Origin of the sequence: Streptomyces scabichelini (assembly GCF_011045015.1) — a bacterium.
Classification (GTDB): Bacteria; Actinomycetota; Actinomycetes; order Streptomycetales; family Streptomycetaceae; genus Streptomyces; species Streptomyces scabichelini.
This window is the reverse complement of record NZ_JAAKZY010000168.1, coordinates 1-22,760: the sequence shown is the minus strand read 5'-3', so window position 1 is coordinate 22,760 and position 22,760 is coordinate 1. Positions and strand designations below refer to the sequence as shown.

At 69.9% G+C, this 22,760-nt stretch carries 17 protein-coding genes; 7 read left to right on the top strand and 10 right to left on the bottom strand.

Features of this window, described 5'->3' with window-relative positions:
• The 4 genes from G5C60_RS51290 to G5C60_RS37065 all read right to left on the bottom strand — a co-directional run.
• Nucleotides 1-181: hypothetical protein (locus G5C60_RS51290; protein WP_206440442.1), on the bottom strand; the 181-nt coding region annotated here is incomplete at its 3' end.
• Nucleotides 178-1,125, bottom strand: coding sequence for a 1-phosphofructokinase (gene pfkB, locus G5C60_RS37075; protein ID WP_165266140.1), 948 nt, complete (start codon nucleotides 1,123-1,125; stop codon nucleotides 178-180). The genes pfkB and G5C60_RS51290, both read right to left, overlap by 4 nt.
• Complete coding sequence (locus tag G5C60_RS37070; RefSeq protein WP_165266138.1) at nucleotides 1,122-1,883, bottom strand: DeoR/GlpR family DNA-binding transcription regulator; 762 nt, start codon at nucleotides 1,881-1,883, stop codon at nucleotides 1,122-1,124. Before G5C60_RS37070 ends, pfkB begins: the two co-directional genes overlap by 4 nt.
• 192 nt (nucleotides 1,884-2,075) lie before the next feature.
• Nucleotides 2,076-3,611: an MFS transporter gene (locus G5C60_RS37065; RefSeq protein ID WP_165266136.1), complete on the bottom strand. Its 1,536-nt coding sequence runs from the start codon at nucleotides 3,609-3,611 to the stop codon at nucleotides 2,076-2,078.
• Between the two features lie 177 nt (nucleotides 3,612-3,788).
• On the opposite strand from G5C60_RS37065, the gene G5C60_RS37060 reads away from it, so the two are divergent.
• Nucleotides 3,789-4,757, top strand: a complete 969-nt coding sequence (locus G5C60_RS37060; protein ID WP_165266134.1) for a helix-turn-helix transcriptional regulator — start codon at nucleotides 3,789-3,791, stop codon at nucleotides 4,755-4,757.
• A 391-nt stretch (nucleotides 4,758-5,148) separates the two neighbouring features.
• Here the strand turns inward: G5C60_RS37060 and G5C60_RS37055 are convergent, their stop codons facing one another.
• Nucleotides 5,149-6,138, bottom strand: coding sequence for a sigma-70 family RNA polymerase sigma factor (locus G5C60_RS37055; RefSeq protein WP_165266132.1), 990 nt, complete (start codon nucleotides 6,136-6,138; stop codon nucleotides 5,149-5,151).
• A gap of 170 nt (nucleotides 6,139-6,308) precedes the next feature.
• Here G5C60_RS37055 and G5C60_RS37050 point away from each other — a divergent pair, with 170 nt between their 5' ends.
• Nucleotides 6,309-6,827: a GNAT family N-acetyltransferase gene (locus tag G5C60_RS37050; protein WP_165266130.1), complete on the top strand. Its 519-nt coding sequence runs from the start codon at nucleotides 6,309-6,311 to the stop codon at nucleotides 6,825-6,827.
• Here the strand turns inward: G5C60_RS37050 and G5C60_RS37045 are convergent.
• The gene (locus G5C60_RS37045; protein WP_165266128.1) at nucleotides 6,824-10,813 is read right to left on the bottom strand and encodes a wHTH domain-containing protein; all 3,990 of its coding nucleotides are present in this window, start codon (nucleotides 10,811-10,813) and stop codon (nucleotides 6,824-6,826) included. The two genes, G5C60_RS37050 and G5C60_RS37045, sit on opposite strands and share 4 nt — an antisense overlap.
• Nucleotides 10,814-10,968: 155 nt before the next feature.
• Nucleotides 10,969-11,775: a dioxygenase family protein gene (locus tag G5C60_RS37040; RefSeq protein ID WP_165266126.1), complete on the bottom strand. Its 807-nt coding sequence runs from the start codon at nucleotides 11,773-11,775 to the stop codon at nucleotides 10,969-10,971.
• 106 nt (nucleotides 11,776-11,881) lie between these two features.
• Here G5C60_RS37040 and G5C60_RS37035 point away from each other — a divergent pair, with 106 nt between their 5' ends.
• The gene (locus tag G5C60_RS37035) at nucleotides 11,882-12,385 is read left to right on the top strand and encodes a MarR family winged helix-turn-helix transcriptional regulator (protein ID WP_165266123.1); all 504 of its coding nucleotides are present in this window, start codon (nucleotides 11,882-11,884) and stop codon (nucleotides 12,383-12,385) included.
• A 185-nt stretch (nucleotides 12,386-12,570) separates the two neighbouring features.
• On the opposite strand, the gene G5C60_RS37030 is transcribed toward G5C60_RS37035, so the two are convergent.
• Complete coding sequence (locus G5C60_RS37030; protein WP_165266121.1) at nucleotides 12,571-14,109, bottom strand: MFS transporter; 1,539 nt, start codon at nucleotides 14,107-14,109, stop codon at nucleotides 12,571-12,573.
• Between the two features lie 221 nt (nucleotides 14,110-14,330).
• A complete protein-coding gene (locus tag G5C60_RS37025) occupies nucleotides 14,331-14,975 on the bottom strand; it encodes a TetR family transcriptional regulator (protein ID WP_165266119.1) in 645 nt (214 codons plus the stop codon).
• Nucleotides 14,976-15,242: 267 nt separating this feature from the next.
• Between G5C60_RS37025 and G5C60_RS37020 the strand changes: the two genes are divergently transcribed.
• Both G5C60_RS37020 and G5C60_RS37015 read left to right on the top strand, forming a co-directional pair.
• Complete coding sequence (locus tag G5C60_RS37020; protein ID WP_165266117.1) at nucleotides 15,243-16,523, top strand: M6 family metalloprotease domain-containing protein; 1,281 nt, start codon at nucleotides 15,243-15,245, stop codon at nucleotides 16,521-16,523.
• Nucleotides 16,524-16,592: 69 nt separating this feature from the next.
• Complete coding sequence (locus G5C60_RS37015; protein ID WP_165266115.1) at nucleotides 16,593-18,323, top strand: IclR family transcriptional regulator domain-containing protein; 1,731 nt, start codon at nucleotides 16,593-16,595, stop codon at nucleotides 18,321-18,323.
• A gap of 96 nt (nucleotides 18,324-18,419) precedes the next feature.
• Here the strand turns inward: G5C60_RS37015 and G5C60_RS37010 are convergent, their stop codons facing one another.
• The gene (locus G5C60_RS37010) at nucleotides 18,420-19,976 is read right to left on the bottom strand and encodes an MFS transporter (protein WP_165266113.1); all 1,557 of its coding nucleotides are present in this window, start codon (nucleotides 19,974-19,976) and stop codon (nucleotides 18,420-18,422) included.
• Between the two features lie 325 nt (nucleotides 19,977-20,301).
• Between G5C60_RS37010 and G5C60_RS37005 the strand changes: the two genes are divergently transcribed.
• Nucleotides 20,302-21,573 carry an epoxide hydrolase family protein gene (locus G5C60_RS37005; RefSeq protein WP_165266111.1) on the top strand — a complete coding sequence of 424 codons (1,272 nt, stop codon included), beginning with the start codon at nucleotides 20,302-20,304 and terminating at the stop codon, nucleotides 21,571-21,573.
• 116 nt (nucleotides 21,574-21,689) lie between these two features.
• Nucleotides 21,690-22,421, top strand: coding sequence for a TetR/AcrR family transcriptional regulator (locus G5C60_RS37000; RefSeq protein ID WP_165266109.1), 732 nt, complete (start codon nucleotides 21,690-21,692; stop codon nucleotides 22,419-22,421).
• Nucleotides 22,422-22,760: the final 339 nt, after the last annotated feature.

Here is a 22,760-nt window from a genome sequence, read left to right as displayed (position 1 = left end):
AGGTGGAGGCGGGGCCGGGGAAACCCCGCCTCCCGGCGGCTGCGGCGGGGAGGGGGAAGCCCCGCCGCTTCAGGGCCGGTTCAGGGGCCGTACAGGTCGTACGGGCGGAACAGGTCGTACGGGCGGAACAGGCGGTACCAGCGGTACGGATACCGGGGATGTGGGAAATACGGAGGTTCATGACACCGGCTCCGTCAGTACGCGATCCACGGGGATCACCGACGTGACGGTCACGGCGGTGGGGTCCAGGTCGGCCGGGCCCGGCATCACGCTGCCGGGGAGCTGAACGGCCGCGGCGCCGTGCGCGACGGCGGAGGCGAGGGCGTCGGGGCCGCTGCCGCCGGCGATCAGGAAGCCGGCGAGGGAGGAGTCGCCCGCGCCCACGTTGCTGCGGACGGCGTCGACCCGGGCGCTGCCGAACCACACGCCCGACTCCTCGACGAGCAGTTGCCCGTCCGCGCCGAGGCTGGCCAGTACCGCTCCGGCGCCCTGTTCGCGGAGATCCTCGGCCGCCTTGACCGCGTCTCCGATGGTGGCGAGGGGGCGGCCGACCGCTTCCGCCAGTTCCTCGGCGTTCGGTTTGACGACGTCGGGGCGTTCGCGCAGGGCCGTGAGCAGCGCCGGTCCTGAGGTGTCCAGCGCGATCCGGGCGCCCGCGGCGTGCGCTCGGGCGACCAGCTCGGCGTACCAGGACGGCGCGAGGCCGCGCGGCAGGCTGCCGCAGCAGGCGATCCAGGAGGCCTCGCGGGACTGCACCCGTACGGTCTCCAGGAGCAACTCCTCCTCGGTGGAGGTGAGTTCGGGTCCAGGTGCGTTGATCTTCGTCAGTACCCCGTCGGACTCCGCGAGCGAGATGTTGGAGCGCGTCGCCCCGGCGACCGGGACCGGCGCGACCTCGATGCCCTGCGCGTCGAGCAGGTCGGCGACGAGGGCGCCGGGGGCGCCGCCGAGCGGCAGGACGGCGACGGTGCGCCGGCCGGCCGCGGCGACCGCCCGCGAGACGTTGACGCCTTTGCCGCCCGGGTCCATGCGTTCGCCGGTGGCCCGGATGACCTCACCGCGATCGAGCGACGGGACCTCGTAGGTCCGGTCGAGCGAAGGGTTCGGGGTGACGGTGAGGATCATGTACGCACTACCTCCGTGCCCTCGCGCTTGATGGCGGTGGCGTCTTCGGGGCTCAGCCCGCTGTCGGTGATCAGCAGGTCCACATCGCCGAGGCCGCCGAAGCGCGCGAAGTGCTCCTGGCCGTGCTTGGCCGAGTCGGCGAGCAGCACGACGCGGCGCGCGGCGGCGAGGGCCGCGCGCTTCACGGCGGCCTCGGCGAGGTCGGGCGTGGTCAGGCCGTACTTGAGGGAGAAGCCGTTCGTGGCGACGAACACCACGTCGGCACGGATCTCGCCGTAGGCCCGCAGCGCCCAGGCGTCGACGGCCGCGCGCGTACGGTGCCGTACGCGGCCGCCGATGAGGTGGAGCTGGATGCCCGGGTGATCGGCGAGACGGGCCGCGATGGGGAGGCTGTGCGTCACGACGGTGAGCGTCGTCTCCAGCGGAAGGGTCCCGGCGAGCCGGGCGGTCGTCGTGCCCGCGTCGAGAATCATGGTGCCGTTGCTGGGCAGCTCGGCGAGGGCGGCCCTCGCGATGCGGTCCTTCTCGTCGGCCGCGGTGGACTCCCGCTCGGCGAGGTCGGGCTCGAAGTCGAGCCGGCCGGCCGGGATGGCACCGCCGTGCACTCGGCGTAGGAGGCCCGCGCGATCCAGCGCTTTGAGGTCGCGCCGGATCGTTTCCGCCGTGACCTGGAACTCCTCGGCCAGCGACACCACGTCCACGCGGCCACCGTCACGCGCGAGCCGGAGGATCTCCTGCTGCCGCTCCGGTGCGTACATGTCCGTTCGCCTCCGTTCCATGCCCGAACCTGTGGTTTCTCTGGAGACTACGCCCGCATTTCCGGAAAGTAAACGGGTCCGGACGCAAAAGTGGGCATGAACGGGCATCGGGCGGGTCGCACGGGTCGGACAGGCATCAGGACAGACATCAGGCCCGGCCCAAGAAGGGCCGGGCCTGATGAACTGGGGGCGTCAGCCCACGAGTTCGGGCTCCGTGGCCGCGGCGACGGCAGGCGTCGTCTCACTGCCGTCGCCGCCCTCGCCGCCCTCCACATGCTGAGCCGGCCGCTTCGGCAGGGCGAACATCAGCAGGAAGATGGCCGTCATCACCACAGCTACCCAGATCAGCGCGTTCTGGAAGGCGTCGACGAAGGCCGGGCCCACCTCGGCACGGGTCAGCCGGTCGGACATCGTGCCGAAGAAGACCACCGACACCAGGCCGAGCCCCAGGGCGTTGCCCATCTGCATGACGGTGTTGATGAGGCCGGACGCCGAGCCCGAGTGTTCGCGGGGCACCTCGGAGAGGATCGCGTCCGTCAGCGGGGCGACGATCAGACCCATGCCCACGCCCATGACCACCAGGGGCAGCGCCATCTGCCACGGCGCGATGGACATGCCGTACCGCTCGGACTCCCAGATGTAGATCAGTATGCCGGCCGCCATCACCAGCGCGCCCGCCTGGAGCACCTTGCGCCCGAACCGCGGCACCAGCTTCTGCACCGACAGGCCGGCCGCCGTGGAGACCGCCAGGGAGAAGGGGATGCCCGTCAGGCCGGCCCGCAGCGGGCTCCAGCCGAGGCCGGTCTGCATGTACAGCGTCCAGACCAGGAAGAAGATGCCGAGCCCGACGCCGAAGACCGTCTGCACCGCGATGCCCGCCGCGAAGCTCTTCACCTTGAAGAGGGAGAGCTCGACCAGCGGCGAACCGTCCCGCAGGGTCTTCCGCTTCTCGTACGCCACCAGCGCCGCGGACACCAAGAGCGCGCCGCCCATCGAGACGTACCCCCACATCGGCCAGTCCAGCTCACTGCCGCGGATGAGCGGGTAGAGCAGCATCAGCAGGCCGAGGGTGACGAGCGCGACGCCGACGAGGTCGAGCTTCAGGGCGTGCGGCGCCTTGGACTCGGTGATGTACCGGTGGCCCAGGATCAGGCCCGCGATGCCCACCGGCAGGTTGATGAGGAAGATCGGCCGCCACTCGAGACCGAACAGGTTCCACTGGGTGAGCAGCGCACCCAGCAGTGGACCGGACACCGCCCCGAGCCCGACGACCGCGCCGAACAGGCCGAACACCTTGCCACGCTCGTGCGCCGGGAAGGTGGCGTGCACGATCGACAGGACCTGCGGCACCATCAGCGCGGCCATACCGCCCTGGAGGATGCGGGAGGCAACGAGCATGTCGGGGTTCACGGCGAAGCCGCAGAGTGCCGACGCGAGCGTGAATCCGCCGATGCCCACGAGGAAGACGCGCTTGCGGCCATGGATGTCGCCGAGCCGCCCGCCGGTGATCAGGCCGGCGGCGAAGGCGAGCGCGTATCCGGCCGTTATCCACTGGATCTGGCTGAAGGACGCGCCCGCGTCCCGCTGGATCGACGGGATCGCGATATTGACGATCGTCACGTCGACCAGGTCCATGAAGGCCGCGGTCATCACGATGGCGAGGGCGAACCAGCGTCGCCGGTCGGCCTCCGGCCGGGGGGACGGGAGAGTGCTGCTGGAAGAGGTCATGTGAGGAAGGTAGGGGGGATATAGGTCAGACCATGTCCTAGTCGTGGGGCATCCTCAGAGAAGCCAGAAAGACGGCGGCACGTTCGGAAAGTGCGGGTGCGTCGTGGCTGGTCGCGCAGTTCCCCGCGCCCCTAAAGGGCGCCAGGCGATCCGAGAGTTCGACGAGAGGGAGACCCCATGAGCACCGACACCCCGGCCCGGCTCCTCCAACTCCTCTCCCTCCTCCAGACGCCGCGCGAGTGGCCCGGTGGGGAGCTCGCCGAGCGGCTGAGCGTCTCGCGGCGGACCGTGCGGCGGGATGTCGACCGGCTGCGGGAGCTGGGCTATCCCGTGCAGGCGACGATGGGGGCGGACGGCGGGTACCGGCTGGTCGCCGGGAAGGCGATGCCGCCGCTCGTGCTCGACGACGAGGAGGCGGTGGCCATCGCGGTCGGCCTGCGGGCGGGCGCCGGGCACGCCGTCGAGGGCGTGGACGAGGCCTCCGTACGGGCGCTCGCCAAGCTGGAACAGGTCCTTCCGGGCCGGCTGCGCCACCGGGTCTCCACCCTCCAGGCCGCCACCACTCCCCTGACCAGCGGCGACGGGGCGAGCATCGCGCCCGAGACGCTGACCGTGATGGCCTCGACGGTCGCGGGGCGGGAGCGGCTGCGGTTCGCGTACCGCTCGGGGGACGGCACGCCCTCGAAGCGTCTCACCGAGCCCTACCGTCTCGTGTCGACCGGCCGCCGCTGGTATCTCGTCGCCTACGACCTCGACCGCGAGGACTGGCGTACGTTCCGCGTCGACCGGGTCGCCGAGCCCTTCGCGACCGGCGCCCGCTTCGCTCCGCGCGAGCTGCCGACGGGGAGCGCGGCCGAGTATCTGCGGCAGTCGATGTACGGGCGGCAGGAGACGTACGAGTTCGAGGTGACCTTCGCGGCTCCCGCGGAATTCATCGCGGCCCGGCTGCCCGGGTGGCTCGGTGCGCCCGAACCCCTCGACGACCACAGCTGCCGGCTCCGTGCCTCCGCCGGGGACTCGGTGGAGTGGCTGGCGTTGCGGCTCGCCATGGTCGACTGCGAGTTCACGGTTCATGAACCGGAGGAACTGGTGCGGTGTGTACGGGACTTGGGGGGTCGCCTGACGCGGGCGGCAGCGCTCCGCTGAAAGTGGGGTTCGAAGCTGCGGGTTCGTCGTGGCTGGTCGCGCCCACGCGGCGGAGCCGCAAATCCACACAGCCCCGCGCCCCTGACGGGGCGCGGTACTGCACCGGGCGTCAGTAAGTCCGCTCAGCCTATGTGGACCGTAGACCCTGCCCCCGTGACACAATGTGTCCGCAGGGTCACCCCGGGGTTCAGGTCCGGGGTGGCCCTGCCGCATAGAAGTGAGCCGGGCCCCGACGCCAGGGGGAGAGGCGCCGGGGCTCGGCTCGGGGAAAGTCCCGGCGCCGGGGGGGGAGCGTCGGGACTTGGATCTGGGAGCCCTGGAGTCTTGTGCCCAGGGCTCAGTCGGTTGAATCGACCGTAAACGGCCTTATGTGCGACCTTGTTCGAGCGCGTCACGCCGCTGCGTCGAAGCCGGTGTCCCGGGCCAGCTTCTTCAGCTCCATCAGCGCGTGCTTCTCGATCTGCCGGATGCGCTCGCGGGTGAGGCCGTGTTCCTTGCCGACCTCGGTGAGCGTGCGCTCGCGGCCGTCCTCGATGCCGTACCGCATCTTGATGATCGAGGCCGTGCGCTGGTCGAGCCGCCCGATGAGGTCGTCCAGCTCCTCGCTGCGCAGCAGCGTGAGCACGGACTGCTCGGGCGAGACCGCCGAGGTGTCCTCGAGCAGGTCGCCGAACTGTGTGTCGCCCTCGTCGTCCACCGACATGTTCAGCGAGACCGGGTCGCGGGCCCAGTCCAGCACGTCGATGACGCGCGCCGGGTTCGAGCCCAGCTCCGCGGCGATCTCCGCGGGCTCCGGCTCCCGCCCGTGCTCGCGGTTGAACTCGCGCTGGACGCGGCGGATCCGGCCCAGCTCCTCCACCAGGTGGACGGGGAGCCGGATGGTCCGCGACTGGTCGGCTATCGAGCGCGTGATGGCCTGACGGATCCACCAGGTCGCGTACGTCGAGAACTTGAAGCCCTTGCGGTAGTCGAACTTCTCGACCGCGCGCACCAAGCCCGCGTTCCCCTCCTGGATCAGGTCGAGCAGGGGGAGGCCGCTGCGCGGATAGCGCCGCGCGACCGCGACGACCAGGCGCAGGTTGGACCGGATGAAGATGTCCTTGGCCCGCTCGCTGTCGGCCACCAGCGCCTCCAGCTCCTCACGGGAGGCATCCGCCTTGGTGTCGGTGACCTCGCCGTCGAGAATCTGCTGGGCGAACACACCCGCCTCGATGATCTGGGACAGCTCGACCTCCTTGGCGGCGTCGAGCAGCGGTGTACGCGCGATCTCGTCGAGGTACATGCCGACCAGGTCGCGGTCGGCGATCTCGCCTACGGCGCGAACACCTGTTGCCACGTCGCCGCTGGCGGACTTACGACGGGCGACGGCACGGGTTGCCATGCGTGCTCCCTTTGCGTGGTGGGCTTGCGGGTCGTCAATGGGGGTTCGGCCACCCTTCCGGGTGCCCTGCTTCCGATGGAAACAACGACTGGAATCCGGACAGAATTCCCAACCCGCCCCTCAATTTTTCTGATCTTGCAGTACCCTGTGCCGCCACAAAGGGAGGCGAGATGCCGTCGGAACGTACAGAGGTGCTGGTCAGGCCGGGAGTCGAGAGCGACCTCACAGCTCTCACCGACCTCTACAACCACTACGTACGCGAGACGGCCATCACATTCGATACCGCGGTCTTCACTCCGGAAGAGCGCCGCCCTTGGTTGCTCTCCCACCCTGAAGACGGTCCGCACCGCCTGAAAGTTGCCGAGGACGTGGAATCTCAGCGGATTCTGGGTTACGCCACATCCAGCTCTTACCGAGCGAAGCCCGCGTACACCACGTCCGTCGAGGTCACCGTCTATCTCGCCCCCGACGCGGGCGGACGCGGCATCGGCACGCTTCTGTACGACTCCCTCTTCGAGGCGCTGGCCTCGGAGGACCTGCATCGGGCGTACGCGGGAATCGCCCAGCCGAACAAGGCCTCCGTACGGCTCCACGAGCGGTTCGGGTTCCGGTACGTCGGTACGTATCGCGAGGTCGGCCGGAAGTTCGGGCGGTACTGGGACGTGGCCTGGTACGAGAAGGAACTCTAGGGCGAAGGAACTTCAGGGCGGCAGGGCAGGCGGGCCATGGCCGCACGGATGGTGTCGGTGACGTCCGGGACGTCGATGCCGAGCCGGCGCAGGCGCTCGGCGGCTTCGGGGATCGTGATGCCGAGCTTCTTCGAGGCCGCACAGAGGTGGCTGAGCAGGACTGTCTCTCCGGCCTCGAACCATGGTGAGGCGCTGTCCTGTTCCTTGCTGAGCAGCACCAGGTCGTCACGGAGATCGTTCTGATGCGGCGAGCCGTGGCGGGGAACGTGGAGTCCGTACGACTCCAGGCGCGCGGCGATCTCGCTCGGGCTTCTTCTGAGACGACGCGCGGTAAGCAGCAGATCCCACATAGAGACGTCCGTTTCGTCGCTTCTGCGTGCCACCCAAAGGCCGAGTTCGGCGTCGAGGAGCCTCTCGTCGAGCTCCGTCAACTCCTCGGGAAAGTCGAGCGCGCAGGATACGCCGAGAACGCGCAGCCGCTCTGCCACGGACTTCAGAGACATCCCCAATTCCTCGGCCGACTCCCACATGTCGCTGTAATACACGAATTCGGGAGGGCTCCATGCGTCGTCCGCATCCGGGTCCGCGGCGAGGTCAAGCAGTCTGCGATCCGTCGCGGAGAGCATGAGGGGCGGCGTCTCCTGCGGACGCATCCCGTAGGAGCGGAGCACCGACACCACCTCGGCGACGGCCAGACCACAGGTCTTCGCGGCCCCGAGAAGGTGTCCGTACGACACGGTCACGCCCGGAGCGAACCAGTCGGGCCCACCGTCGCGGCGCCGGCTGAGGAGCCGCAGGTCATGGCGCCCTGGCTGTTCGGGCGGATCGGTGGCCGGCAGGCCGTACGCACGCAGCCTCCGGCACACCTCGGCGAGCGGGAGACCGGTCCGCTCGGCCATCCAGAGCAGATGCCCCGGCGGCACCTCGGACTCGGGGCTCCACCAGGAACCCTCGCCTTCCCCGTCCGGGCTCAGCAGACGAAGGTCGGTCTTCTCCGGGCAGTCCGGAAGTTCCTCGGCCAGGGACACGTCGAAGCCGTAGGACTCCATCCGTGCGGCGGCTTCCTTGATGCCCACGCCGTGCCTCACATACGCGTCGAGGAAGTGCTCCAGCGGCACCGGGTCGTCGGTGGAGCACCAGTACGGTTCCCCGTTCAGGTGCACGCTGAGCAGAGCGAGGTCGAGCAGATCCGGGGCTGTGTCCGTGTAGCGGCCTACGTGGAGCACACTCGCACGGAGTTGCTCGGCACGCAGGGCGACCTCCCGTGTAGTCGCGCCGATCCGTCCGGCGGTCCACAGGATGTGACCGGGCTTCGTCCAGCTGTCGGCTCCGACCCACCCCTCGTCGGAGGCGAGCACAAGGACGTCCGACGGCAGAGCCGGGAGGAGAGGACCCGCGTCCCGTAGTTCAGGAACGAGTTCGACGAGCTTTTCCGCCGCCCCATGGGCGAGGAGTCGCCACAGCAGTACGTGATCCGGCATGTCCCGGACCGAGGGGCCGCCGTTGCCGCCACTCATCCAGTCGATGAGGGGTTCGTCCGCCGGCAGGCAGCCCACCTCGGCCGGTCTGAACGTCCGGCCGTCCGTCAACTTCAGTTCCCGGTCGGCTTCCATGACCGCCTTGGTGACGATGTCGGCGACCTTGGGGCTGTCGTCGGCCAGGCGAGCGATCCACCTGAAGCTGACCGGCCCGGACGTGGAGGTGGCCAGCTCGGCCGCTGCCGCACGCAGCAACCGCTCCACGTCGTCCGACACATCGTCGAGGATCTGGAGTCGGTCGACGGAGAGCTTGGGTACGTCCTTCCCCGTCAGATTCACCAGCGCGCCACGCAGTGAGTCGTCGGACAGCACGTCGTCGGACAGGCCGAGGCTGGATCGCCGGCGCTCGACAGCCGTGAGTACGCCGCGCCGCTTCATGGGCCGGGTCAGAATCCCGTCGACCAGCACACCGCCGCCGTGCTGACACCAGACCACCTGCGGGACGCCGCTGTCCTCGGCCACCGGGCCCGGCACATGCCGGCCGTGGGTGTCGAGGCGGTCCGAGTCGTCCAATCGCCGCCCTTGCCGCAGCCGGTACCTCCCGGCCTCCCACTTGGCCGACAGGGCCCCGTGCACGGCAGAGGTCTCGAACTCCGCGACTCCGAGCAGCCGGGTCAGCTCCTTGACGCAAGAGGGCGCCCCATCCCGCAGATACAGCCGCACAGTGGTGCCCGCCTCCCTGCGGGCAGGTCCCTTCCGGATGCGGAACAGATGGTTGGGCCCGTAGATCACGACCTTGAGGCACGGCTCGGTCATCACACCGTCCTCCCCCAGCCTGCGTGTGGTGACCTCGATCTCGTCGGCGATCATGAAGTAGCTCAGTACGCCGATACCGAAGCGGCTGACGGGGTACAGGTGAATGCCCCGCTGCTCCCAGGCGCTCCGCTCGTTGCGGACGTCCGTCAGATCGGTGAAGCGGGTGCCGGCCTCGGCGAAGACGCGGGTGAGCTCGGACTCCCCCATCCCGATGCCGTTGTCCTCACACTCCAGGTACGGTCGGCCGTCCACCTCACCCTGGGTGAACCGGATCCGGCCCACCCAGTCGTCGGGGGAGGCACCCGGTTCGCTCGCCAGATAGTCCGTACGCGCCTTGCGGTAGCGGCAGGCGTCGAGCGCGTTCTGGTACAGCTCACGTACCGCGAGTCCCGGGCTCCGGTAGAGCTGGTCCCCCATCAGCAGGTTCTGCACCCGCCGCGGATCGACCCGGAACTTGCCGTAACCCCCGAACTTGGGCTGCCCGTCGTTCCGTTCGGCAGCCTTCACCCCCTCCGCGGACGCACGCTGAGGCAGCGCGCCCAGCGGCTCCAGCCCTTCGCCGGTCCGGGCCGCGCGATGGATGTCGTACAGGAATGCGTCGACGTGCTCGGCATGCCGGCGCAGCGACTCGACCACCGCCTCGTGATGGCAGTCGGCGGCCTGGAGCACCATGGGTCCGTTGTCGCTGTTCCAGGTGGCTCCCGCCACGGTCTCCCGCAACTCGGCCAGGTCCACCCGCTCGGGGATGCCCAGGTTCTCCACCAGGTCATCCGGGAGTGCGGGAAGGTCGAGGGCTCTGGCCCTGGCGAGCCCCAGCAGCAGGGCGAGCCGTCGCACGCGGACCTTCTGCGGCATCCGACCGCCTCCGCCCACGGAGTCCGTCGCGTCGAGACGCCCGAGGCGTTCTGGCCGGCCCATCTCTTCCAGGGGCAGCCTCAGTCCGTAGAGCAGCTGCCCCGCCCGGCGCCGATGGAACAGCCCCTGCGACAGGGGGTCGTTCAGCGGCAGGTGGGCGACGAGGGCCGTGTACTCGCGCCAGTGATCCTCGGTGCCGCGCAGACCATGATCGAGCCACTGATGGAACAGCCACCACCCGATGTCCGACTCGGCGCCCTGCCGCTCGGCCAGCCTCAACGTGGCGCGCCTTACAAGGCGTTCGTACCCCCGGTCGAAGAACTTCTCGAAGGCGGCGCGTTCCTCTCCCGCCCTCCCGAGCTCAAGATGGGCGGGGTCCACATGGGCCCGCCCGGTGGCGAGGCGCACCCACAGCGTCTGCGACAGGTACGGGGCAAGGGTCAGGAGGAGAACCTCCGCGGGATGGAAATCCCAGTCCGCGTCCGCCTCTCCGCACACCAGCTGGCTGATCTCGCCGTGGAATCGCGTGGCGAAGCTCCTGTCCCACCAGGGATCCCCGGCCAGCTCCCGCTCATCCTCGTCGTGCAGCGCGACGAGGCGGCTCGCGACGGTGTGCGCCGCGCTCAGGAAGGGGGCCTTGTCCCGGCCTTCGGGCACTCGCTCCCAGAGCGGGGAATCCGCGACCTCGCGCACCCAGGGATCGGGGGAGACCGTCTCCGGCGACGAGGCCGCGGCGGGGGCCACGACGACAGGGCCGTTCACCACCCCGACCTGAACGATCACCCCGTGGTTGGTGCTCTCGTTGACGCTGTTGTCCGCCCCGCCCCGATCCGTCACCTGTCGAGGATAGGAGCAACTCCCGTGCCCAAGCAGGCAAAGGCCCCGGAGGAGACCCTCCTGAGGACCGGTGGAAGGTCCTCCCAAGGTCCGGAAGAAGGCCGTGCGAAGGACCGGACCGGGCACAGCCTCGTTCGAAGGACGGGGCAGAGCCCCTAACCGAACTGCACCGACCGCTTCGCCATTCCCAGCCAGAAGCCGTCGATGACGGACTTCTGGGCGTCCAGCTCGCCGGCCGCGTCGGCCGCGCCCATGGTCACGAAGAGCGGGGCGAAGTGCTCCGTGCGCGGGTGGGCCAGGCGGCCCGCCGGGGACTTGCGCTCGAAGTCGAGCAGTCCGTCGACGTCACCGGCCTCCAGGGCCCGGTGTCCCCAGTCGTCGAACTCGCTCGACCAGGAGGGCACGCCGCCGCCCGTGTGCCGCAGCGCCGCGAGGTTGTGCGTGAAGAAGCCGGAGCCGACGATCAGGACGCCCTCGTCGCGCAGCGGGGCCAGCTTGCGGCCGATCTCCATCAGACGGACCGGGTCGAGCGTGGGCATCGAGATCTGCAGTACGGGGATGTCGGCGGCCGGGAACATCTCGACGAGCGGGACGTACGCCCCGTGGTCCAGGCCCCGGTCGGGGATGTCCTGGACCGGGATGCCGGGGGCGCGCAGCAACTTGCGTACGGACTCGGCGAGTTCGGGGGCGCCGGGAGCCTCGTACCGGACCCGGTAGTAGTGCTCGGGGAAGCCCCAGAAGTCGTAGACGAGGGGGACGGTCTCGACCGCGCCGAGGGCCAGCGGGGCCTCCTCCCAGTGGGCGGAGACCATGAGGATCGCCTTGGGGCGCGGCAGGTCGGCCGACCAGGCGGCGAGTTCGCCGGGCCAGACGGGGTCGTCGGCCAGCGGCGGGGCGCCGTGCGAAAGGTAGAGCGCGGGCATGCGCCCGGGGACGGCACGCTCCTCGGTGGCGGCGGACATGGCGGCGGCTCCCTTCCCGGGGACATACTTGAAACCTAAACCTATCTGAAGGGACCGTACCTCTGTTTGGTTTAAATTTCAAGAAGGCATACCGTAGAGTAGGTGCATGGACAGGGCACCCGTTGAAGAGCCGCGCTGGCTCAGTGATGAGGAACAGCGCGTCTGGCGTGCGTATGTGCACGCCACCACCCTCCTTGAGGACCATCTCGACCGTCAGCTGCAGCGCGACGCGGGAATGCCGCACATCTATTACGTCCTGCTCGCCTGCCTCAGCGAGGCACCGCACAGGCGACTGCGGATGACCGAGCTCGCGATGAAGATGAAGATCACACGGTCCCGCCTTTCGCATGCCGTCGCCCGGCTGGAGAAGAACGGCTGGGTGGCGCGCGAGGACTGCCCCTCGGACAAGCGCGGTCAGTTCGCGGTACTGACGGACCAGGGCTACGGCGTACTGGACCGGGCCGCCCCCGGGCACGTGAGCGCCGTCCGCCAGGCCATCTTCGACCGGCTCTCCTCCGACCAGCAGAAGGCCCTCGGCGAAGCCATGCAGATCATCGCCGAGGGACTCCAGCCGAAGGAAGCCGGCGCGGACCTGCCCTGGCTCCGCTGAGAATCCAGACCCGCCGCCCGGCCCCGGCCCGGCCTCGGTCATGCAGGTGGAGCTGCGGTCATGGACATGGATCTGCCCCGGCTCCACCGCTCTCGGAGCCGGGGCAGATCCCGGATTCGTATGTACGAAGGCGTCCCCACCCCTGCGTACATACGAGGGTCAGTGGGTGACCCCGTGCCGTCCCGTCAGTGTGCGATCACCGGGACCGGCAGCTCGTCCTCGGCGCCTTCGTCGGAGCCGGTCACCGTGGTGGAGCCCGGCTTGCCGGTGTTGATGAAGGTCGCGGCGATCACCGCGGCGAGGACCAGGATGCCGACGGCGAACCAGATGGCGTTGGTGTACCCGTGCACCTGGCCCTCCAGCTGGACCAGCTGCTGCTCGGCCTGGGAACCGGCACCGCCGATGTGGTCCTTGATGTACGCGGTCGTCGCCGAGGCGGCGATCGTGTTCAGCAGGGCCGTACCGATCGCGCCGCCCACCTGCTGCGAGGTGTTGACCATCGCGGAGGCGACACCGGAGTCACGCGGCTCGACACCGTGCGTGGACAGGGACATGGCGGGCATGAACGCCGTACCCATGCCGAGGCCGAGCAGCACCATTCCCGGCAGGATGACGCCGGCGTACGAGGTGCCGAGCTCCAGCTGGGTGAGGAAGAGCATGCCGACCGCGGCGACCAGGAAGCCCGGAGCCATCAGCAGACGCGGCGGGACCCGGGTCATCAGGCGGGTGCCGATCTGCGTGGAGCCCACCATCATGCCGCCGATCATCGGCAGGAAGGCGAGGCCGGTCTTGACCGGCGAGTAGCCCAGCACGAGCTGCAGGTAGTAGGTCAGGAAGAGGAACAGGCCGAACATCGCGATGATCGCGAGGCCGAGGGAGAGGTAGACGCCTCCGCGGTTGCGCTCGGTGATGACGCGCAGCGGCAGCAGCGGGGCCTTGACCTTGGACTCGACGAGGACGAACGCGGCGAGCAGCACGACCGACGCGACGAACAGGCCGACCGTCGTGGAGTCGCCCCAGCCGTCGGACTCGGCGCGGGTGAAGGCGTAGACCAGCGTGACCAGACCGAGGATGGACAGGACGACGCCCGGGATGTCGAGCGGCGAACGGTTGCGGCCGCCGGCCGGCTCACGGATGACGAAGTACGCGCCCGCGGCCGCGACGACCGCGAACGGGATGTTCACGAAGAACGTCCAGCGCCAGTCGAGGTACTCGGTGAGCAGGCCGCCGAGGATGAAGCCCACGGCGCCGCCGCCACCGGCGATCGCACCGTAGATGCCGAACGCCTTGGCGCGCTCCTTGGGCTCCGTGAACATCACGGCGAGCAGCGAGAGCGCGGCGGGCGCGAGCAGCGCGCCGAAGGCACCCTGGAGGGCGCGGGCGCCGAGCATCATCGCCTCGTTCGTGGCCGCGCCGCCGAGGGCGGACGCGGCGGCGAAGCCGACCAGACCGGCGACGAAGGTGCGCTTGCGGCCCCACAGGTCGGCGATGCGGCCGCCGAAGAGCAGCAGACCGCCGAAGGCGAGGGCGTAGGCCGTGATGACCCACTGCCGGTTGCCGTCCGATATCCCCAGGTCCTGCTGGGCGGAGGGCAGGGCGATGTTCACGATGGTCGCGTCGAGCACGACCATGAGCTGGGCGAGCGCGATGAAGGTCAGCGCTTTCCAGCGGTTGCGATCGGAGGCCGGCGCCTTGGCGGCGGTGGCCTGAGGTGTTTCAGACATGGAGGTACCCACTCCGGGACTTCGTAGCGAAAAAGAGATGTGAGATATGGGGACGGCTCGTCGCCGGTGACGGCCGGAAGTCTTTTGTGCGAGGTGCGAGTTGCGGGTTACGCGTTCCGTTTTTCGTTCGCCAAGTGCCAGTTGCGAGTAGTGACTGGCACCGTGCGCGGAACTAATCGGTCAGGACTCTTCGGTCAGGACAGTTCGGTCAGGACTGTTCGTCAGGCTCGTCGCAGGTCCTCCACGGTCACGGCCGAGCCGGGCAGTTCAGAGCGGGCCGGTGCCCGCAGACCGTCGATGAACAACTGCAGATGACGGTGTACGAAGCGGTCGAGGCTCGGACAGCCTGAGCCGGCCGGGGGCCGGCTGAGCTGGGCCACGGTGACCATCAGGTCTCCGACGCCCACGTCGAGGCGGAGCTGCCCGGCCTTCTGGGCACGCTCCATGAGCTTCTCGACCAGCCGCTCCATCCGCTCGCGCGCGGCGACCAGATCCGGGTGGTGCCGGTCGAAGGTGGTGGAGATCATCGGGCAGAGCGCGCTGATCCGCTCGTCGGCGGAGGCGTGCACGAAGCGCGACAGGGCCTCGAAGGCGTCACCGGTCTCGGCGAGCTCCCGTTCGGCCCGCTCGGAGACACGGTCCGTCACCGAACAGACGACCTCCCGTACCAGGGCGTCGCGGTCCGGGAAGTTGCGGTACACCGTGGCATTGCCGACGCCTGCCCGGCGGGCGATGTCGTCGAGCGGCACGTCGGGCCCGAACTCGACGAACATCTCCCGGGCGGCGGTGACGATCCGCTCCCGGTTGCGCAGGGCGTCGGCACGCGGCCGGGGCGCCTTGTGCTGCACGGGGGTGACGGTGGCCACGGCGTACTCCTCAGATTGCTGTAGTGCGAACCGGGGACTTGCTCCCCGCTTCGCGCGGTCACAGGGCTAAACGGGGAAACGATCCCCGGTTATTTCCCACCCTTCCTCTTTCTTCCTGTGACCCCCATCACATCGCCCATTACGCCTATTTGGGCGGCTTCCCACGATCGGTCTCCTCCAGCGCGCGCCCGCGCATCCGGCGGCACAGGGTGATCGAACAGGGTGCAGCCAGAAACGGCCGGCTGCCTGGAGCGAAAGGCCCCCTGCATGCCGCCGACCAGCCGTCGGATACGTCCGCGCCGCCGTGCCGCCGCCCTCGCCTCGGTGACCCTCCTGACCCTGGCGGTCAGCACGTCGGCCGGGAGCGGTCGCCTGCCGGCCGGTTCGACGACGGCCGCGGGACCGATCGCGACGGCGCGCCCGGCGGCGCTGGGCCCCTGCATGATCAGCGGCGCGGTGGGCGTACAGCTGTCGGAGGGCATACCCACCCCGCCCGGCTACGCGCGCTCCACCGGCACCGTCCGGGCTCTGAACCTCATGGTCGACTTCTCCGACGCACCCGGCCAGGGCCGCGCGCTCGACCGCTTCAGGGAGTTCTTCCCGCAGACCACCCGCTGGTTCCGCACCAGTTCGTACGGCCGCCTCGACTACCGCCCCAAGGCCCCCGTCAGCCACTGGCTGCGCATGCCCAAGCCCTTCAAGGAGTACGGGATAGAACGCGGCGCCCCCTTCGATCCGGCCTACCGGGAGCTGGTCCAGGACCTCGTGGCCACGGCCGACCCGGAGGTGGACTTCAAGGCGTACGACCTCGTGAACGTGCTGGTCACCCCGAACGCGGGCCCCTCCGCACTGGACACCGTCCTGTCGGTGACGTTCTCGGGCAACGCGGAGGCGCCGGTCGCCGACGGCGTGCCCGTCGCCAACGCGTCCTTCATCTACAGCCGCCAGGACGACGGCTCCGGCTCGTACGCCGAGACCGGCTATCGCGTACTCCCCCACGAGAACGGCCACGTCTTCGGCCTGCCCGACCTCTACACCCAGGACGGCGGCGGCGCGGTCGGGCACTGGGACATCATGAGCGAGGACTGGGGGGCCGGAAACGACCTGCTGGGCTGGCACAAATGGAAGCTCGGCTGGCTCGACGACGACCAGGTCGCCTGCGTGGCCGCGCCCGGCACGACCGAGCACGTCCTGACACCGCTGCCCGAACCCGGCGGCGGCAAGCTGGTCTTCGTGCCGATCGACACGAAGACGGGGTACGCCGTCGAGCTGCGCACCCCCGGAGGCAACGACGAGGAGGTCTGCAAGTCGGGCGTGCTCGTCTACAAGGTCGACGCGGACGTCGACACCGGCCAGGGCCCGGTCCACGTGGTCGACTCCACCAAGGACAGCGGCGGCTGCACCCGCAGCCCGAACGTGCACGCCGAGCTGTCGGACGCGACGTTCGGGCCCGGCCGGCAGTTCAAGGATCCCAAGACGGGGATACGGATCCGGGTCGGCGGGACGGACGACGGCGGGAACCAGCGGGTGCACGTCACGCGCCGCTGAGGTGCTGCGGCCTGGCGGCGGGTGGTTCGGGGGTGGTTACGGTGTTCCGGACACCGTCACGGAGAGCCCATGCCATCGACACACCTCACGCCGGCGCCCGAAGCCGTTGTGCCCGCGGAAGCGGTCGCCCCGCTGATGCGCGGGATCACCGTGCTGCGCCGGCTCACCGAGGCGGACGGCACATCGAGCCTCAGCGGACTCGAGCGGTCCACGGGGCTCGCCCGGTCCACCGTGGACCGGATCGCGGCGACGCTGGAGCGCATGGGGTACGTACGGCTCGACGGGCGGGACGCCGTACTCGCTCCCCGGCTGATGGAACTGGGCAACGCGTATCTGGCCGCTCTCCGGCTCCCCCGGCTGCTGGACGCGCGGGCGGACGCGCTCGCGGACGAGCTGGACGAGTCGGTGTCGCTGGCGGTCGCCGACCGGGACGGGATCCGCTTCATCCACCAGGCGACCCGGCGGCGCGCGATGTCGCTCAGCTTCCGGATCGGTGACCTGCTGCCGGCCGAACGCACCGCGCCGGGGCCGCTGTTCGCCACGGAATGGACGGACGAGGACTGGGCAAGGTGGCGCGAGCGACGGGCCGCCGATCCCGAGGACCGCGGGTTCCCGGCGGTGCCGCCACGTGAACACCCGGGTGAACATCCGAATGGTCATCAAGGTGAACACCGCGCTGCCGACGAGGAGTTCGAGGAGTTCGAGGAGCGGACGCGGGAGGCGGGCGAGCGGGGCTGGGCTCTCGACGACCAGTTGATCGAGCCGGGGCTGGTGGCGGTTTCCGTGCCCGTACGGGATCAGGGCCGTGGGGAGCAGGGCGGTGGGCGGATCGTGTGCGTGGTGAGCGTGGTGAGTCACACCAGCCGGCACACCGCGGACTCGCTCCGGGACACGTTGCTGCCCCGGCTGCGGGAGACCGTGCGGGCCATGGAACGGGACTTGCGTGAGGACCGGCGTGAGGCGCCCGCCGATCCTCTCTTCGAGCCCTCCGGGCTCGCCGTCTGGACGGGGGCGTCGAAGCAGGAGCTGGGCCGGGAGTTCGTCGAGTCGCTGGCGCGCGGGCTGACCGTACTGACGTCGTTCGGCGAGGGCCGGGCAGAGCTGACGCTCACCGAGGTCGCGCGGGCCACGGGGCTCGCGCGCGCGACGGCCCGCCGGGCGCTGATCACCCTGGAGCACCTGGGATACGTCACCTCGCACGGCCGGACCTTCGAGCTGACGCCCCGTGTCCTGGGCCTCGGCTTCCCGCCGCTGTCGCGCACGACGCTGCCGCAGATCGCGGCCCCGCACCTGGCAGAACTGGCGGGCCGGCTCCATGACTCGGCGTCCCTGGCGGTCCTGACGGGCGACGAGATCCAATACACGGCCCGCGTCGCCACCAGCCGCATCATGAGCGTCAACATCACGGTCGGCACCCGCCTCCCCGCGTACGCGACCTCCCTGGGCCGCGTCATGCTCGCGGACCTCGCCCCCGCGGAACGCCCCACGCCCGCCGTACCCGCCCTGACCTCACGCACGCTCACGGATCCTTCAGCGCTGACGGCCGTCCTGGACCGCGTACGGGAGGACGGATACGCCCTGGCCGACGAGGAGTTGGAAGAGGGCCTGCGCTCCATCGCGGTCCCGGTCCGCGACCGCACGGGCACGGTCGTGGCGGCCGTGAACGTCGCCATGCACAGCTCGCGACGCACTCCGGAGCAGTGCGTGGACGAGGTGCTGCCGGAGCTGCGGGCGACGGCGAGCGGGATCGAGGCGGACTTGCGGGTGGCGGGGCGGTTCACGCGCGTACCGGTGTCATGACCTGGCCCTGCGCGCAGCACTGAGCGCACGGTTCGCCGCGCCCTTGGAGGGCGCGGCGAACCCTGCGCTCGGCCGACCACGACTCGAACTCGCGCGTCACACACCCGCCTCGGCGCGGAGCGCGGTCGTGGAGGCGGCCTCATCCGACTCCGACTCCGACTCCGGCCTCGACTCCGCTGACGCAGTCACGGTCGCGTCCTTGCGGTCGCGCATCAGGAACAGGGCCAGCACAGCCGCCCCGACCACTCCCGCCGCCCCCACCAGGAAGCTGGCGGACATCGCGCTGGTGAAGGCATCGTGCGCGGACTCCAGCAGAGCCGCGTCCTTGCTGCCGCCCGCCACGGCGAGCGCGTCGCCGATGGAGTGGCGGGCCGCCTCGGGGGCGTCGGCCGGCATGTGGCTGGTGAAGGTGCTGGAGAGGACGGCACCCAGGATGGCGACGCCGAGCGCGGCACCGGCCTGCTGGATGGTGTCGTTGAGCGCGGAGCCGACACCGGCGTGCTCGTCGGGGATCGCACCCATCATGGCCGACATCGCCGCGGGCATCGCCAGCCCGCTGCCCGCGCCCATCAGGCACATGGCACCGGCCAGGACACCCCAGCCGCTGTCCGTCGTGAGGGTGGACAGCAGCCCGAACCCGGAGGCGATGACCAGGAGCCCGAGCACCGCCATGGCACGGTTGCCGGTCTTCGCGAGGAGGGCGGCGCCGACGCTGTTGAAGACGAGGGTGGCGACAGCCAGCGGTGTGAAGGCCAGGCCGGCCTCGGTGGCGCTGTAGCCGAGGACGAACTGCAGGTACTGGGTCAGGACCAGCATCAGACCGCCATTGGCGAGCGTCAGCAGGACCAGCGAGAAGCTGGCGCCGGTGAACACCCGGTTCTTGAAGAGCTGCACCGGAACCATCGGGGACGCGGAACGCTTCTCCCACACGGCGAACGTGACCATGCTCAGCACGGTCACCGCGAGCGAGATCTGCGTACCCCGGTGGTCGAGTCCGCCCTTCGGAAACTCGACGATCGTCCAGATGAGGGCGGTCATGCCGACCATCGACAGGACCATGCCGAGCGGATCGGCCTTGCGCCAGGGGCCCTTCGACTCCGGCATCAGGACGAGCGCGGCGATGATGGCGAGGGCGGCGATCGGGATGTTGATCAGGAACACGACGCCCCACCAGAACTTGGCGAGCAGGGCACCGCCGAGCACCGGGCCGCCGACCAGACCGGTCATGGCGACCGCGCTCCAGGCGGCGATCGCCTTCGGGCGCTCGTCGTCGTCGAAGACCGTGATGAGGATCGAGAGCGTACTGGGCATGACCAGCGCACCGCCGACGCCCATCAGGACGCGGCCCAGAATCAGTTGCCCGGGTGTGGCGGCCTCCATGGCCACCACCGAGGCGGCTCCGAAGAGCGCGAGCCCGATGATCATGACCTTCCGCCGCCCGAATCTGTCGGACAGGCTGCCCGCGGTCAGCAGTAAGCCGGCGAAGACCAGCATGTACGAGTCGAGGATCCACTGAAGGTCCTGGGCGCTCGCATCCAGGTCCTCCGCGATCGTCGGGATCGCCACGGTGAGAACCATGTTGTCGATGACCAGCACCAGGGTGCTGAGGCACAACACGATGAGGATGAGCCAGCGGCGCGGATGACGGTTCATTTCCAAGCCTTTCGAGGGAGCGGGCCCGAGGCGGGGGTCCGCGGGCGGGAGTGGCGATCTGGTGAACAACGTACTCGTTTGCGCACAGTGTGCGCAAGCGGGTACGCCGTACGGACGGGTGGAGAGGGGCTTGACTTCGAGAGCAAGGCGGCGCGGGCGGGTTCGTACGGCCGAGGCGGCGGTGGCCCGGACGGTCGAGGCGGCCGCCCGGACGGCGAAGGGGCCGACGGTCGCCAGGTGGGCAGAGAATCCGGGTGGGCAGAGGATCCAGATGGGCAGAGGATCAGGAACGGAACTGACCGGAACGGGTCCTAGCGTCGTCGACATGACGAACACGACATCCGCCATCCACCCCTTCCGGATCCGCATCCCACAGGTCCAACTCGACGATCTCCACGCCCGTCTGGCGGCCGCCCGCTGGCCGGACGAACTACCCGGCGTCGGCTGGAGCCGCGGCGTCCCGCTGGCCTACCTCAAAGACCTCGCCGAGTACTGGCGTACCGCCTACGACTGGCGGACCCACGAGACGGCACTCAATACACTCCCCCAGTACACGACCACGATCGACGGACAGAACCTCCACTTCCTGCACGTGCGTTCCCCCGAGCCCGATGCCACGCCGCTGATCCTGCTGCACGGCTGGCCGGACTCCGTGGTGGACTTCCTCGACGTCATCGGCCCCCTGTCCGATCCCCGCGCGCACGGCGGCGACCCGGCCAGCGCCTTCCACCTGGTCATCCCCTCGCTGCCGAGGTTCGCGTTCTCCACTCCGCTGGCCGGGCCGGGCATGAGTGCGGCCAGGATGGCCGGGGTCCTCACCCAGTTGATGTCCCGTCTCGGCTACACGCGCTACGGCGTCCAGGGCTATGACACCGGCGCATGGGTGGCCCCCGAGATGGGCAGGCAGGCCCCGGAGCAGGTGATCGGCATCCACGTCAACGCGATGCTCACGTTCCCGGCCGGTGCGGAAGGTGAGATGGACGGCCTGAGCGAGGTCGAACAGCGACGCCGGCAGGCGATGCAGAACTTCAACGACGGCTACCTGCAGTGCAACTCCAAACGGCCGCAGACAGTGGCGTACGCCCTCACCGATTCACCGGTCGGCCAACTGGCCTGGATCGTGGAGAAGTTCAAGGAGCTCACCGAGCCGGAAGACGGGCTGCCCGAGGACAGCGTCGACCGTGACCGCATGCTGACGAACATCTCGCTGTACTGGCTGACCGGCACCGCCGCCTCGGCCGCGCAGGTCTACTTCGAGGAGATCTCCGCGAACGCCTGGGGTGAGGGCGGAGGCGACGATCGGAGCTCCGACTCCGACTGGAGCCCCGACTCCGGCGCCGACCGGGACGTCGAAGGGAGCGACGGCCAGGGCGCGGAGGAGAGCAACGGCCAAGGCGAATGGGCGGCCGGACGACGCGGCTCGGTGCCCACCGCCGTACTGGTCTCCGCCCGCGACGTGACCATCCGCCGCTGGGCGGAACGCGACCACAACGTCGTACGGTGGACCGAACTCCACCGCGGCGGCCACTTCCTCGCGATGGAGGCCCCGGAACTGCTCGTCGGTGACGTCCGCGAGTTCTTCAGCAAACTGCGCTGACAGAAGGCGCCCCGTCCCGCCCACCACCCCGGAACAGTGTTCGCAAATCCCCATTGCGTACGCTGAATGCGTAAGGTGTACGCATCCGTTGCCGGCCGCAGAGCGGGAGACCCTCCATGCCCACCGAGAAACAGGCCATCCAGTCGGTGTGGACCCGACCGCAGGCCCGACGGGACCAACCTGCCCTGAGCAGGGAGCAGATCGTGAGCGAAGCCGTTCAACTGCTCGACGCGGAAGGCATCGAGGCGCTGAGCATGCGCAAGCTCGGCGCCCGCCTCGACGCGGGCGCGACCTCGCTCTACCGGCACGTCGCCAACAAGGACGAGCTGATCGAACTGGTCGTGGACGAGATCTACGGCGAGATCGAGGTAGCGGTGGCCGATGATCCGGCGGCCTGGCGCGAGGGGGCGGCCCGCTGCGCCCACAGCCTGCGCGCCGCGATCCTGCGCCACCCCTGGATCGCCTCGGTCCTCGGAGAGATGGGCATGTCCTACCTGGGCCCGAACATGATGCGCCTCTCGGAGAACATGCTCGCTCTCTTCTCCCGCGCGGGCTTCCCCCTGGACGAGGCGGACCAGGCGATCGGCACCCTCTTCGCGTACGTCACGGGCATGTCCACCAGCGAGGCGGCCTGGCTGACGAAGCTCGCCCGCAGCGGCCAGACCGAACAGGACTGGGTCGACCGCCTCTGGCCCGCCGCCGAAGCGGCCGCCCAGCCCTACCCCCACCTCCGCGAGGGCTACGCCGAGGCCCGCGGCAAGGACCCGCGCGAGTCCCGCGACACCAACTTCACCTACGGCCTGGACCGAGTCCTGGACGGCCTGGCCACACGACTTCCGTCCACGTAATTCAGCTGGAGATCACCGACGACGCGACGGCCGGTGCGCTGCGCGTCATCGACCACTTCGGCCGTCTGATCGAGGAACGGGCCTCGGTCGCTGCCGTGGCACGGGCGACGGCCGCGCCGGCGGGGTCCCCCGCCGGTCTGCCGCGGATCTGCGCGCGCCGCATCCTGCGCGATGTGCCGCCTTGGCCGCCCTTTCCGGGCACGCTGCCGCCGCGCTGTGCCCCGGCATGGCGGACCGGCCGGGGGTCAGCTGGTTGTGTCCGTTTCAGGCGTGGTGAGGTCGGCGGGACTGCCACGGAGCATGGCCTTGTGGAGGTCGTCGTGCGGGGGCGAGGGGGGC